11 protein-coding genes are annotated in these 13,788 nt (G+C 72.9%); 6 read left to right on the top strand and 5 right to left on the bottom strand.

What is annotated here, in order from left to right:
• Positions 1 to 53: 53 nt before the first annotated feature.
• On the top strand, positions 54 to 2,459 hold the full coding sequence (locus ACQP2Y_RS03980; protein ID WP_433724691.1) for a M28 family peptidase: 2,406 nt from the start codon (positions 54 to 56) through the stop codon (positions 2,457 to 2,459).
• Positions 2,460 to 2,476: 17 nt separating this feature from the next.
• Here ACQP2Y_RS03980 and ACQP2Y_RS03975 read toward each other — a convergent pair whose 3' ends face one another.
• Positions 2,477 to 2,761, bottom strand: coding sequence for a Smr/MutS family protein (locus ACQP2Y_RS03975; protein WP_212987410.1), 285 nt, complete (start codon positions 2,759 to 2,761; stop codon positions 2,477 to 2,479).
• A complete protein-coding gene (locus ACQP2Y_RS03970; protein WP_433724688.1) occupies positions 2,758 to 3,141 on the bottom strand; it encodes a tetratricopeptide repeat protein in 384 nt (127 codons plus the stop codon). Before ACQP2Y_RS03970 ends, ACQP2Y_RS03975 begins: the two co-directional genes overlap by 4 nt.
• A gap of 178 nt (positions 3,142 to 3,319) precedes the next feature.
• On the opposite strand from ACQP2Y_RS03970, the gene ACQP2Y_RS03965 reads away from it, so the two are divergent.
• Positions 3,320 to 5,485: a hypothetical protein gene (locus tag ACQP2Y_RS03965; protein WP_433724686.1), complete on the top strand. Its 2,166-nt coding sequence runs from the start codon at positions 3,320 to 3,322 to the stop codon at positions 5,483 to 5,485.
• 4 nt (positions 5,486 to 5,489) lie between these two features.
• Here ACQP2Y_RS03965 and ACQP2Y_RS03960 read toward each other — a convergent pair whose 3' ends face one another.
• Both ACQP2Y_RS03960 and ACQP2Y_RS03955 read right to left on the bottom strand, forming a co-directional pair.
• Positions 5,490 to 7,112, bottom strand: coding sequence for a hypothetical protein (locus ACQP2Y_RS03960; RefSeq protein WP_433724684.1), 1,623 nt, complete (start codon positions 7,110 to 7,112; stop codon positions 5,490 to 5,492).
• 51 nt (positions 7,113 to 7,163) lie between these two features.
• Complete coding sequence (locus ACQP2Y_RS03955) at positions 7,164 to 7,415, bottom strand: hypothetical protein (RefSeq protein WP_433724682.1); 252 nt, start codon at positions 7,413 to 7,415, stop codon at positions 7,164 to 7,166.
• Positions 7,416 to 7,545: 130 nt separating this feature from the next.
• On the opposite strand from ACQP2Y_RS03955, the gene ACQP2Y_RS03950 reads away from it, so the two are divergent.
• Positions 7,546 to 8,283 (top strand): response regulator transcription factor, encoded by a 738-nt coding sequence (locus ACQP2Y_RS03950; protein WP_360832056.1) that lies wholly within the window; start codon positions 7,546 to 7,548, stop codon positions 8,281 to 8,283.
• Positions 8,261 to 9,802 carry a sensor histidine kinase gene (locus tag ACQP2Y_RS03945; RefSeq protein ID WP_433724680.1) on the top strand — a complete coding sequence of 514 codons (1,542 nt, stop codon included), beginning with the start codon at positions 8,261 to 8,263 and terminating at the stop codon, positions 9,800 to 9,802. Before ACQP2Y_RS03950 ends, ACQP2Y_RS03945 begins: the two co-directional genes overlap by 23 nt.
• Here ACQP2Y_RS03945 and ACQP2Y_RS03940 read toward each other — a convergent pair.
• Positions 9,768 to 10,178 (bottom strand): hypothetical protein, encoded by a 411-nt coding sequence (locus ACQP2Y_RS03940; RefSeq protein WP_433724678.1) that lies wholly within the window; start codon positions 10,176 to 10,178, stop codon positions 9,768 to 9,770. The genes ACQP2Y_RS03945 and ACQP2Y_RS03940 overlap by 35 nt on opposite strands.
• 270 nt (positions 10,179 to 10,448) lie before the next feature.
• On the opposite strand from ACQP2Y_RS03940, the gene ACQP2Y_RS03935 reads away from it, so the two are divergent.
• Together ACQP2Y_RS03935 and ACQP2Y_RS03930 are read left to right on the top strand one after the other, a co-directional pair.
• Entirely contained in the window at positions 10,449 to 11,510 is a 1,062-nt protein-coding gene (locus ACQP2Y_RS03935; RefSeq protein WP_433724676.1) for a 3-deoxy-7-phosphoheptulonate synthase, read from the top strand.
• A gap of 98 nt (positions 11,511 to 11,608) precedes the next feature.
• A complete protein-coding gene (locus ACQP2Y_RS03930) occupies positions 11,609 to 13,762 on the top strand; it encodes an ArnT family glycosyltransferase (protein WP_433724674.1) in 2,154 nt (717 codons plus the stop codon).
• Positions 13,763 to 13,788: the final 26 nt, after the last annotated feature.

Raw genomic sequence — 13,788 nt, 5'->3', positions numbered from 1 at the left:
GTCACCGCCTCGAAAGATCCACGGGGTACCCGGGCGGGGCCGCAACGGCTTAGATGGCATCCGACACCGTCGTCGAGGAGGTCCACGTGGGCGTACCCCGGATCGAGGCCGCGTCCCGGGCCCTGACCCGCCCCACCCACCGGGCGGCCGCGGCGCTGATCGCGGTCGTGCTGCTGCTGGTCGTCGCGGTGGCGGCGCTGCAGTCCGTGCGGGCGCCGGCAGCCCGGGGCATCGACGCCCCCGCCGCCGAGTTCAGCGCCGGGCGCGCGTTCCAGCAGGTCCGGACGATCGGCGCGCAGCCGCACCCGGCCGGCAGCGCGGCCGCCGGCGCGGTCCGCGAGCACCTCCTGACCACCCTGCGCGGTCTGGGCCTCGACCCCCAGGTGCAGGAGACGGTGTCGGTGCAGGGCGGCGAGCTGTCGTCGAGCGCGGGCGGGATCGGGCTGGCCCGGCTGGGCAACGTGGTGACGCTGCTGCCGGGCACGGCACCGACCGGCCGGATCTTCCTGGTCGCGCACTACGACTCCGCGCAGACCTCGCTGGGCGGCAACGACGACGGGGCGGGCACGGCGGCGATCCTGGAGACCGCCCGGGCCCTGACCGCCGGGCCCCGGCTGCGCAACGACGTGGTGCTGGTGCTCACGGACGCCGAGGAGGCGTGCATCTGCGGCGCGCAGGCGTTCGTGGACCAGCATCCGCTGGCCCGCGGCGGCGGCGTCGTGCTCAACCTGGAGGCCCGCGGCAGCACCGGCCCGGCGATCATGTTCGAGACCGCGGCCGACAACGCGGCCCTGGCCAGGGTGTACGCGGGGGCGCCGAAGCCGGTGGGCACCTCGTTCGCCGTGGAGGTCTACCGGCTGATGCCCAACGACACCGACTTCACCTCGTTCCGGGAGGCGGGCTTCACCGGTTTCAACAGTGCGTACATCGACGGCGCGGCGGTGTATCACGCACCCACCGACACCCCGGCGGCGATGGATAAGGACAGCCTGCAGCACCTCGGTGCGAACGCCCTGGCGCTGACCCGCGAGCTCGGTGACCGCGATCTGCCCGCGCTGCGCTCCGACGGCGACGCGGTGTATTTCCCCGTGCCCGGCGGCCTGGCCGTCTATTCCGGCGCGCTGACCTGGCCGCTGGCCGGGCTGGCGCTGCTGGCCGTGCTGGCGCTGGCGTGGTTCTCCCGGCGGCGCGGGCTGGCCACCGGCGGCCGGTTGGCGGGCGGCTTCGCGGCGGCTCTGGTGCCGCTCATCGCGGCCCCGGTGGCGGCCCAGCTCCTGTGGGCGATGCTGAAACTCATCCGGCCGGGGTACGCCGAACAGCTCATCGACCCGTACCGGCCGTTCTGGTACAGGCTGGCGATCCTGGCCCTGACCGCCACGATCGTCTGCGCCTGGTACGCGCTGCTGCGCCGGCGGCTGGGTCCGGCGGCGCTGGCCGTCGGTGGCCTCGGCTGGCTGGCCGTGCTCGGCCTCGTCCTGGCCGCCTTCGCTCCCGGTGGCTCCTACCTCGCGGCCCTGCCCGCCCTGGCCGGTGCGCTCATGGGCATCGTCGCGGTGCTGCTGCGCGGCTGGTGGTCGGTGCTGGCGGTGACCGTCGGCGCGGCTGTCGCGATCGTGGTGCTGCTGCCCACGGTGGTCATGTTCTTCCCGGCCCTGGGCCTGGCGCTGGGTGCGGCCGGCGCGTTCTTCACGACGCTGCTCGCCCTGGCCGCGCTGCCGATCGTCGACCTGCTGCATCCGGAGGCCGGCGGCCAGCGCGGGATGGTGGCGCTGCGGGCCCGGCGGCTGGGCGGCCTGCCGACGCTGGTGGCGGCGCTCACCGCCGTGGCGTGTGTCGCGACCGGGCTGGCCGTGGACCGCTTCGACCCGGCGCACCCGTCCCCCACCCACCTGATGTACGCCCTGGACACGGACACCGGCCAGGCCCGCTGGCTGAGCCAGCAGAGCAAGCCGCAGGAGTGGACAGGTCAGTACGTCTCGGGCGGGCGGGCGCCGGTCCTCGACACCCTGCCCGCGTTCGGCCCGGCGGAGGTGTTCAGCGGCCCGGCTCAGCCCGCGGGGTTGCCGGCCCCGACGCTGACCCCGTCGGCCGACACGACGACCGGGGGCCTGCGCACCGTCACGTTCCGGCTGACCCCGCAGCGAGCGGTACGCCTGATCACCCTGCACGTCAACGCGGAGGCGACGGTCAGCGCGGCCACGGTCGCCGGCCGTCCGGTGCCCACGGACCGGAAGGCGGGCGGGCCGTGGGGCTTCGGCTTCGTGTTCAATGCGCCGCCGCCCGACGGCATCGAGGTGACCCTGACCGTGCCCGCGCAGATCCCGCTGCGGCTGCGGGCGATGGACGCCAGTGACGGGCTGTCCGCCCTGCCGGGCTTCCGCCCCCGGCCCGCGGACGTCGGGGTCGTGGGCTCACACAGTTCGGAGATGGCCGCGGTGGCGCACACCTTCACGCTCTGACCGCCCCGACTGATCACTCAGCGGCCGCGCCGGCCCTTGCCCTGCGCCGACTCGAACTTGAAGTGCACGAAGAGCCGGCCCCAGTTGTCGCCGTCCTTCTCGACCCGGTGGTAGAGCTGCTTGATCTCCTTCTGGTCCAGGAAGCGGATCACCTTCTTCTTGAGGGCGCCCGATCCCTTGCCGGGGATGATCTCGACCAGCGTGGCCTTTTTCTGGATGGCCTCGTCGATGACGTCGCGCAGCGCTTTGTCGATCTGGGTGCCCTTGTTGAAGATGTCGTGCAGGTCCAGCTTGATCTTCACGTCTGCGATCCTCGTCCCTCGTTCTTGCCCAGCCAGGTCTCGACCCGCCGCAGCGCCTCGGTGTAGTCACCGTGATTCTTCATCGCCGCGGCCAGTCGCAGGTGCGGCAGGGCCTCACGGAAGCGGCCGGCCCTTTCGAGGGTCCGGCCGAGGACGTGGTGTGCGTAGTGATCGGAGGGATCGTGCTCGATCAGCGCTCTCAGCTGCGCCTCCGCCCCGCCCAGCTGCGCGGAGTTGAAGTAGGCGCGGGCCAGTAACTGGCGTACGGCCGCGTTGTGCGGCTCGGCCTCGACGATCGGTTCCAGCAGCCGGGCCGCCCCGAGGGGGTCGCCGGACTCGAAGAAGAATGTGGCCCGGCGGTACTCCTCCAGAAGATCCACGACCCCGCTCCCCACGCTCGCGCAACCAGCGGCTGATCTCACCCGCGGCGGAAAACCCAGGCAAAATCGCACTTGATTCAACGCTGGCACAACATTTCTCGAACGGCGAGTGTTCCGCTGGCTCAAGCTTCCCGACAATTCGCCCCATTCCGCAACCCTCGCGGCACAGAATGCCGGGGTGGGGGACTTCCCGCTCCATCTCGTCCAGGCGCCGCGGCGTCACCGGTCCGCGCGCGCCAAGCCGCTGCTGATCGGTGCCGTCACGCTGGTCATGTGCCTGTTCCTGGCCGGCGCGGCAGCACGGCCCGAACTGCGCTCGGCGGCCTTCGCGATCCCGGGCATGACCGGCATAGGCTCACCGCCCACCGGCCGCTCCTGGGCTCCCACACCTCGGGAGGCCGGTGGCCTGCGCAGCCTCGCGACCGCCGGTCAGGGCAAGTTCGCGCTGCACACCGCGGGCGGGGACGTCACCTTCCTGCCCGGCGTGAACCTGGGCAGCACCACGCCGGGGCACCAGCCCGGCGAGCTGTCGGTGAGCACCGGGCAGTACCGGACCTGGTTCGCGGCGATGGCCTGGCTCGGCATCCGGGTCGTGCGGATCTACACGATCCACCCGCCGTCCTTCTACACCGAACTGGTGGCCTACAACCGGGCCAACCCGGACCGGCCGCTCTACTTGATGCAGGGCGTCTATCCACCGGACGAGTCGTACGTCGAGAAGAGCGATCTCTTCGACCGGGCCGTCACGACCGCGTTCCAGCGGGAGATCCGGGACGCCGACAGCGCGGTGCGGGGGCAGCTCACGCGTACGCCGCAACCGGGCCGGGCCGACGGCACCTGGACCGCCGACGTGACCCCCTGGCTGGCCGGCTGGATCATCGGCGCCGAGCTCGACCCCGTCGCAACGGCCCGCTCCGACGACCGCAACGCGGACGCTCCCCCGGTCCGTGGCCGGTACGTCCGGAGCACCCCGCAGGCGTCCCCGACCGAACGCTGGCTGGCCGCGCGGCTGAACGAGCTGGCCACCCTCCAGGCGGCGGCCGGGCTGAGCCAGCCGATCGCCTTCGTCAACTGGCCGACCACCGACCCGCTGCGCCACCCCCAGGAGCCGCTGCCCGAGGAGGACCTGGCCCAGCTCGACGCCAACCATGTGGTGGCGACCGCGAAGTGGCCGGCCGGGACCTTCGCCAGCTACCACGCCTACCCGTACTACCCCGACTTCCAGCGGCACGAGCCGGCGCTGCTGGCCCACCGGTACGCGGGCCGCGCCGACCCGTACGCGGGTTATGTCGCCGCCCTGAAACGGCACCACGGTGACCTGCCCACGCTGATCACCGAGTTCGGCGTACCGTCGGCGCTCGGGTCCGCGCACAGCGGCCCGCTCGGGCGCAGCCAGGGTGACCACAGCGAGCGGGAGGCCCTGCGGATCGACGCGGAGCTGCTGCGGCTGATCCGCGACGAGGGCCTGGCGGGCGGTTTCCTCTTCGCCTGGACCGACGAGTGGTTCAAGGCCACCTGGAACACCCAGCGGCACCAGGATCCCGAGCGCCGCCAGCTCTGGCACGACGTGCTCACCAACGAGCAGCACTTCGGCCTGATCGCGATGGCCGCCGCCGGCTCCCCGGAGGCGAGCACCCAGTACCTGCTGGACGACGAGAACGGCTGGCCGTCGCGGCGGGTCACGGCCCGGGTCGACGAGGCGTACCTGCGGTTGCGGGTCAGGCTCGGCAACCCCGCGCCGAGCACGCTGACCCTCGGCTTCGACGTGCTGCCCGGGCTGACCGGCGAGCCCGCGCCCGGCACCGCGAACCGCAGCGCCGACGCCGCGTTCTTCCTGGACCTGGTGGCCCGGACCGGGCAGGCGTACCTGCGCCGGCAGCTCGACCCGCTGCCGCTGGACGTCAAGGTGCCGGTCGCGGCCCGCGGGCCGGCGGCGATCGGCTGGCAGCGCTTCGAGCTGATCGTCAACCGGGCCCGGACCCTGCCGGGCACCGGCCGGAAGCTGCCGGCCGAGCTGCAGAACGCCGGGATGCTCCGGTACGGCGGCCCGGACGCGGACAGCCGGGCCCTGTGGGAACGCGACGGCGACGACCTCGTGGTGCGGGTGCCGTGGGCGATGCTGGGCTTCGCGGACCCGTCCCGGCACATGGTCGGCGTACCGGCCGGGCGCAAGCTCACCCTGCGGGCCGCGCCGGGGGTCGGGGTCACCGTGTCGGCGACCGGCACCGACCAGACGGCCGGGCCCGTGACCTGGGTGAACTGGAACCGGCCGTACTACACCGAGCGCCTCAAGCCGGGCGCTGAGCAGTTCCGGGACGCCGCGCTGGACACCGCGGGGCCGTGACGGCTCAGGACCGGCGGACGAGCATGGCGGCCAGTCCGCCGCCCAGCAGCAGGGTGCCGAGCGCGATGAGCGCGACCGGGCTGAGCCCGGTGACCGGCAGGCCGCCACCCGAGCCGGGCAGCACCGAGACGCTCATCCGGCGCGGTTCCGGGGTGTCCGACGGCAGCGGTGCGGCCGCGGCGGGCGTGGCCGTCACGAAGTCGCTGACGGTGATGCCGTCGCCGGTGCGCACCATGACTGCGACGTCGTACTCCCGGTCGTTGCGCAGCCCGGTCAGCTCGCAGCCGCCGGCGGTGGGGACGGTGAGTGTGCAGCCGGCCTCGTAGCCGGCGGTCGTCGCCCAGAAGTAGGCGAACTTCCCGGTGCCGAGGTCGGCCGGCGGCCGCCAGTCGACCCGCAGACCGCCGTCGAGGGCACGCACCCGGATGCCGGTCGCGGTGCCGGGCGGCCGGGGCAGACCCGTCACCGGTACGGGCACAGCACTAGCCGCGGTGCTGCCCGATCCCAACTGTCCATCGGCGCCGGCTCCCCAGCAGTACGCGTACCCCCGGGTGTCGAAAGCGCAGCTGTGCTCCTCGCCGGCGTCCAGATCGCGCAGCCCGGGCCCGGCCGTGCGGACCGGCACCGCCCGGTCCACCGAGCGCCCGTTGCCCAGCCGCCCGTCAGCCCCGTCGCCCCAGCAGAACGCCCGGCCGCCCCGGTCCAGCCCACAGATGTGCTCGCCGCCCGCGCTGATCTCGCCCAGCGCCGCGGTCAGGTCGACGCCGACCGGCTCGGCCTTCGCCCTGCGGGTGCCTCCCCCGGTCCCCCAGCAGAATGCCTGTCCCTCGACCGCCAGCGCACAAGCCTGCGCTCCGCCGACCGTGACCTCACGGACCCGGCCCCGCACGGAGACGGCCACCGGCTCCTCGCGGTCACCGCGCCCACCGCTCCCCAGCTGCCCGAACGCGTTCGAGCCCCAGCAGTACGCGGCCCCCGCCGCGGTCACCGCACAGGTGGTGTCACGGCCGGCGGCGATGTCGACCACCGGGCCCCGCATGCCGCTGCGCGCGCTGACCCGGACCGGCACCGTCGAGCCACGCAGCCCGGCCACGCCGAGCTGGCCGTGCGAACCGTCACCCCAGCACCAGGCGCCGCCCTCGTCGTCCACGGCACAGGTGTGCCGGGCGCCGGTGGTGATCTCCACCAGGTCGCGGCCGGCCGGACCGGTCACCGCCACCGGAGCGTCCCGGTCGGTCCGTGCGCCGTCGCCGAGCTGGCCGGCGGAGTCGTCACCCCAGCAGTGCGCGGCACCGCGGACGTCGATCGCGCAGGTGTGCGCCTGGCCCGCGTCGACGGCGACCGCTTTGTGCAGCGCGAGCACCGCCTGCCCGGTGGTGTGCGGCGCGACGCCGTCGCCCAGCTGCCCCGACGAGTCGTCGCCCCAGCAGTACAGCTCACCGAGGCTGGTGAGGGCGCAGGAGTGGGCACCGCCCGCCGCGATCGAGGCCGTGCCCGGGCTCGCCAGCCGGATCGTGTCGGCGTTGATGCCGGGCGGGTACGGCCCCTGCGTGGCCGCCGCCGGGGCCACCGGCAGAACGATGAGGGCGAGAGCCGCGAGGGCACCACCGAGACGACCCAGTCGCAACCGTTCCTCCGCTCTCCACCGCCGGCACAACGCGGGACATTATGCGGAGTTTTAAGCTTTTAGTCCGTTTCCGACACGCTCCCGGCCACGCCCGGCGGCCGGAACCTCGGCGAGCACGCCGCTGCTGGTGATCGTGTCCACCGCGCTCACCGTCGAGAAGCCGACCAGCTCACCGGCACCGAGCCGGGTCGCCGGGGCCAGCGGCGGCCCCAGCACCGCCGCCAGAGCAAGTGTCGCGACCAGGGCGGCCCCGGTCGTCCGGCGCCGCCACCCCTGTACCTGGGAGATCATCATGTCCGTCATGCCGATCACTGTGTCGGCCGCCGGTGTCACGACGCTGTGCGAAAACCATGGTCAGACTGTGTCCCGGACACACAGGTGCTACACAGGAAGCGGAAAGCCGGCGCAAAGCGTGGCCCGCGACAGTAGGGGCATGACGATGGCGAACGCAGACAGCAGCACGGAGCTCCGGCGCCCCGACGGCGGTCCCGTCCGGGTGCTCGTGGTCGACGACGAGCCCACCCTGGCCGAGCTGCTGTCGATGGCCCTGCGCTACGAGGGCTGGGACGTGCGCAGCGCCGGCGACGGGCAGACCGCCGTACGGACCGCCCGCGACTTCCGCCCGGACGCCGTTGTCCTCGACATGATGCTGCCCGACATCGACGGCCTCGAGGTGCTGCGCCGGCTGCGTGGCGAATCGCCCGAGGTGCCGGTGCTGTTCCTGACCGCCAAGGACTCGGTCGAGGACCGGATCACCGGCCTGACCGCCGGCGGCGACGACTACGTCACCAAGCCGTTCAGCCTGGAGGAGGTCGTCGCCCGGCTGCGCGGCCTGATGCGCCGGATGGGCCACTCCCCGATGCGGACGGACTCGCAGCTCATCGTCGGCGACCTGAGCCTGGACGAGGACAGCCACGAGGTGCGCCGCGGGGGCGACCTCGTGACGCTGACCGCCACGGAGTTCGAGCTGCTGCGGTACCTCATGCGCAACCCGCGCCGGGTGCTGAGTAAGAGCCAGATCCTGGACCGGGTGTGGAACTACGACTTCGGCGGCCAGGCCAACGTGGTGGAGCTGTACATCTCGTACCTGCGCAAGAAGATCGACGCCGGCCGCAACCCGATGATCCACACCATGCGCGGAGCCGGTTATGTCCTCAAGCCCGCAGACTGAGACCCGCCCGGCGCGGTGGAACCCGGCCGGCTGGCCGCTGCGCACCCGGCTGGTCGCCGTCATGATCGGCCTGCTGATGCTGCTGGGCCTGGTCGTCGGGGCCACCGCGGAGATCTACCTGCACAAGTCGCTGTATCAGCAGCTGGATTCCAAGCTGCTCGAGACGAACGCGTTCAACCACCCGCGCGGCCTCGGCGGTCCCGCCTTCAACAGCGACAAGCCACCGCCCGGCTCCGAGGCGAACTGGATCGCGGTGCGCCTGAACAGCACCGGCGCGTTCACCGGCGGCGGTATCGTCGCTCTCGGCACGGACACGAACGGCTTCTACGACGAGATCTACGACGATCTGACCGCTCCGACCGTCGCGCAACTCGCCGCCGTGACCCCGGACAGCACTCCGAGAGACATCGACCTCGGCGGCGATCTCGGCGACTACCGTGTCGTCTCGAACCTCAACGGCAGCGGCGGGGTCAGCATCACCGCGGTTCCGCTGGCCTCCACCCAGGCGACGCTGCTCCAGGTCGCGCTGGTGACCGGCGGCGCCGTGCTGGCCGCCCTGCTCATCGCGGGGTGGGCGGGAGCGTTCATCGTCCGCCGTACCCTCCAGCCGTTGTCCCGGGTCGCGGCCACCGCGACCAAAGTCGCCGAGCTGGAGCTCGACCGGGGTGAGGTCGAGCTGGCCCAGCGGGTGCCGGCCTCGGACACCGACCCGCGCACCGAGGTGGGCCAGGTCGGCTCGGCGCTGAACAGACTGCTCGACCACGTCGGCAACGCCCTCGAGGCTCGGCATGCCAGCGAGATGCAGGTCCGGCAGTTCGTCGCCGACGCCAGCCACGAGCTGCGCACCCCGCTCGCCGCGATCCGCGGTTACGCCGAGCTGAGCCGGCGCAGCCGCCAGCCGGTCCCGGAGGAGATCGCCCACGTGCTGCGGCGGGTCGAGTCCGAGGCCAAGCGGATGACCGCCCTGGTCGAGGATCTGCTGCTGCTGGCCCGCCTGGACGCCGGCCGGCCGCTGGCCCAGGACCCGGTCGACCTGACCATGCTGGTGGTCGACGCGGTCAGCGACGCGCACGCGGCCGGCCCGCGGCACGACTGGCAGCTCGCCCTGCCCGAGGAGCCGGTCACGGTGGTCGGCGATGCCCAGCGGCTGCACCAGGTCCTGGCCAACCTGCTGGCCAACGCCCGCACGCACACCCCGGAGGGCACCACGGTGACGGTCGGGGTGGGTGAGAGCGGCGGCGCGGCCGTGCTGACCGTGACCGACGCCGGGCCCGGCATTCCGGCGGAGTTGCAGCCGCACATCTTCGAGCGGTTCGCGCGCGGGGACAGCTCCCGGTCGCGGGCGGCGGGCAGCACGGGCCTCGGGCTCTCGATCGTGCACGCGGTGGTGACCGCGCACGGCGGCACGGTCTCGGTGCACACCGTGCCGGGCCGGACCGAGTTCACCGTACGGCTGCCGACCTCCGCGGCCCTCGCCGCGCCGCCTACGCCGGGTGTCCCCGTCGCAGCGCGTCCATGAGCACGTCGCGCAGGTCCTCCAGCAGTGCGCCGGCGGCCTCCCCGTCGGTGACGTGCAGCTCCAGCGGGACCGATTCGCGGTCGCGGCCCACCAGCACGTCGAGCGCGCACAGCGCCCGCCCGGCCAGCTCGCTCGTCACGTCCGGGCACGCCGCCGCCGCCAGCCGGTCGTCGAGCCAGGGCCGGGCCGCCGCACCGGGCAGCCCGGCCGCGATCGCGGCGATCGCGGTCAGCGCCTGCGTCGGTGGTATCTCACCCAGCAGGACGGACGGCGTCTCCCAGACCCGGAGCACGACCGCCGCCACGGCCTGTCTGCGCCGGGCCGGCGGAAGCTCGGCCAGGCCGTCCAGCAGGTACGGCGCGCTCGCGTTGTTCATGTGCTCAATCGCAGCACAGCAACTTGCACGTGCCCATACCCCGGCTGACGGACACCCGGACGCCGCGATGAGCTAAGCTCACCGCGTGTCCTGGACGTATCAGTGGTTTACGAGGCCGGCTCCCGCCGGTGCCTCAGCCATGATCCCATGACCTGAGACACCCCGTAGGGCCGGCCGAGGCAGCGACATTCGTCGCTGCCTTTTCGTTTGCACGAATGCCGGTCACACCGGGGCTGCCGGCCCCCGGTCCCGGCGGAGGAGAAGACAGCCGTGACCATCCCCGAGGTGCAGCGGGTCAGCGACCAGCGCATCGAGACCGTCGTGCCGCTGATGAGCCCCGCGCTGCTCCATCACGAGCTGCCGCTGACCCACGAGTTGTCGGCGACCGTGCTGGACAGCCGCCGGCAGGTGGAGGCCGTGCTCGACGGCCGAGATCCGCGCCTGCTCGTCGTCGTCGGCCCGTGCTCCGTGCACGACCCCGTCGCCGCCACGGAGTACGCCGACCGGCTGCGCGGTGAAGCCGCCCGGCTCGCCGACGACCTGCTGATCGTGATGCGGGTGTACTTCGAGAAGCCGCGCTCCACCGTGGGCTGGAAGGGACTCATCAACGACCCGGGACTCGACGGCACCGGCGACGTCGGCAAGGGCCTGCGGGTCGCCCGGGCGCTGCTGCTCGAGGTGCTGGGCCGGGGCCTGCCGGTCGGCGTCGAGTTCCTCGACCCGATCACCCCGCAGTACATCGCCGACACCGTGGCCTGGGGTGCGATCGGCGCCCGTACGGTGGAATCGCAGGTGCACCGGCAGCTCGCCTCCGGCCTGTCCATGCCGATCGGCATGAAGAACCGGCCCGACGGCAGCATCGCCACCGCCATCGACGCGATCAACGCCGCAGCGGCGCAGCACGTGTTCCCCGGCATCGACGTCTCCGGCACCCCGGCGATCATGCACACCACCGGCAACCCGGACTGCCACCTGGTGCTGCGCGGCGGCAAGGGCCCGAACTACAGCGCCGCCGACGTCAACGCCGCGCTCGGCCAGCTGCGCGCCGCCGGGCTGCCGGAGCGGCTCATCGTCGACTGCTCGCACGGCAACAGCAACAAGGACCACCTGCGCCAGCCGATCGTCGCCGACGACGTGGCCGGCCAGCTGGAGGCCGGCCAGCAGGGCATCAAGGGCGTGATGCTGGAGAGCTTCCTGATCCCGGGACGCCAGGACCTGGGCGGCGAGCTGGCGTACGGGCAGAGCGTCACGGACGCGTGCATGGGCTGGGAACCGACCGTCGGGGTGCTGGACCGGCTCGCGACCGCAGCGGCGAAACGACGCGCGAGCTGATCCCACAGCCGGCCCACAGGATGGGCATAAGGGGCCGACAGGCAGGCGGAAGACAGTAACGAGGTCAGAGCTTCCGCCTGCCTCTCTAAGGAACCCCGATGACCTCGACGTTGCCCGTACCGCCGATGGTGTCGCCGGCCGGCCCGCCGCCGGCCGCGCCCCCACCGCCGGACCGTCCCCGGTCCCGCTGGCCGGGGTTCTTGCGCGGCCGCGCGGACGACTCCCCCTGGGTACGGCCCGCGCTGCTCGCCCTGCTGCTGCTCACCGGCGTCCTCTACCTCTGGGGACTGGGCGCCTCCGGCTGGGGCAACGCGTTCTACTCGGCGGCTGTGCAGGCCGGCTCGGAGAGCTGGAAGGCGTTCTTCTACGGCTCGTCCGACGCGGCGAACTCGATCACCGTCGACAAGACCCCCGGTTCACTGTGGATCATGGCGCTGTCGGTCCGGATCTTCGGCCTCAGCTCGTGGAGCATCCTGGTGCCGCAGGCACTGATGGGTGTCGCCACGGCCGGCCTGCTGTTCACCACGGTCCGCCGCTGGTACGGCCCGGCCGCCGGTCTGCTCGCCGGAGCCGTGTCGGCGCTGACCCCGGTCGCCGTGCTGATGTTCCGGTTCAACAACCCGGACGCCCTGCTCGTGCTGCTGATGGTGGCCGGCGCCTACGCGACCGTCCGGGCCATCGAGAACGGCTCGACGAAGTGGCTGGTGCTGGCCGGGGTGTTCGTCGGCTTCGGCTTCCTCACCAAGATGCTCCAGGCGCTGCTGGTGGTGCCGGCGTACGCGCTGGCGTACCTGTTCGCCGGCCCGCCGAAGCTGGGCAAGCGGATCGGGCAGCTGCTGCTCGCCGGGCTGGCGGTGGTCGTCTCGGCCGGCTGGTACATCGCGATCGTCGAGCTGGTGCCGGCCTCGATGCGGCCGTACATCGGCGGTTCGCAGAACAACAGCCTGCTGGAGCTGACCCTGGGCTACAACGGGTTGGGCCGGCTCAACGGCGAGGAGACCGGCAGCGTCGGTGGTGGCGGCGGCGCGGGTGGCGGCATGTGGGGTGAGTCAGGGCTGCTGCGCATGTTCGACAGCTCGCAGGGTGGCCAGGTCTCGTGGCTGCTGCCGGCGGCACTGATCGTGCTGGTCGCCGGGCTGGTGCTGACATTGCGCGCGGCGCGTACCGACCGGCTGCGGGCCGGGCTGATCCTGTGGGGCTCGTGGCTGGTCATCACCGCCGGCGTCTTCAGCTTCATGCAGGGCATCTTCCACGCGTACTACACGGTGGCGCTGGCCCCGGCGATCGGCGCGGTGGTCGGCATGGGCTCGGTGCTGCTGTGGCGGCGCCGGAACAACATCTTCGCGGCGCTGACCCTGGCGGCGGCGATCGCGGTGAGCGCCTGGTGGTCCTTCCATCTGCTCGGCCGCAGCGCCGACTTCGTGCCCTGGCTGCGCTGGGTGGTGCTGGCCGGCGGCATCGTGGCGGCGCTGGGCATGCTGGCGGGGCTGCGGCTGCCGGCTCGGCTGGCCCTGATCACCGCGGGTCTTGCCCTGGCCGCTGTACTGGCCGGACCGGCCGCGTACGCGGTGCAGACGGCGGCCACGCCGCATACCGGCTCGATCCCTTCGGCCGGCCCGGCCTCGCAGGGCGGCGGCTTCGGCGGTCGCGGTGGGCCCGGCGGCGGTGGTGGCCGCGGTCAGCGCGGCACGTTCCCGGGTGGCGTCCCCGGCGGCGGTTTCCCGGGCGGCGGTTTCCCCGGCGGCACCACTCAGGGCGGCACCGCTCAGGGCGGGACTGCTACCGGCGGCACCGCTCCAGGCGGGACGGCGACCGGCGGGACGGCGACCGGCGGCGGTATGCGCGGTGGTGGCGGCATGGGTGGGTTGTTGAACGCCGCCACGGTCAGCGACGAGATGAAGTCGCTGCTGGACGCGAACGCCGACCGGTACACCTGGGTCGCCGCCGCGGTCGGCTCGCAGAGCGCCTCCGGCTATCAGCTGGCCACCGGAGACCCGGTGATGGCGATCGGCGGCTTCAACGGCAGCGACCCGTCCCCCACCCTGGCCCAGTTCCAGCAGTACGTCGCCGAAGGAAAGATCCACTACTTCATCGGCGGCGGAGGCTTCGGCGGTGGTGGCTTCGGCGGCGGCCGCGGGGGCACCGGCTCGGGCGGCAGCAACGCCAGCTCGCAGATCTCCGAGTGGGTCAGCGCGAACTTCACCAGCCGGACCGTCGACGGTGTGACCCTCTACGACCTCACCACCCGGTAGATGACGACCGGACCACGGGCGGCTCT

It is taken from the genome of Actinoplanes sp. CA-051413 (assembly GCF_050955795.1).
Lineage (GTDB): Bacteria > Actinomycetota > Actinomycetes > Mycobacteriales > Micromonosporaceae > Actinoplanes.
This window is presented reverse-complemented; position numbering and strand designations above follow the sequence as displayed.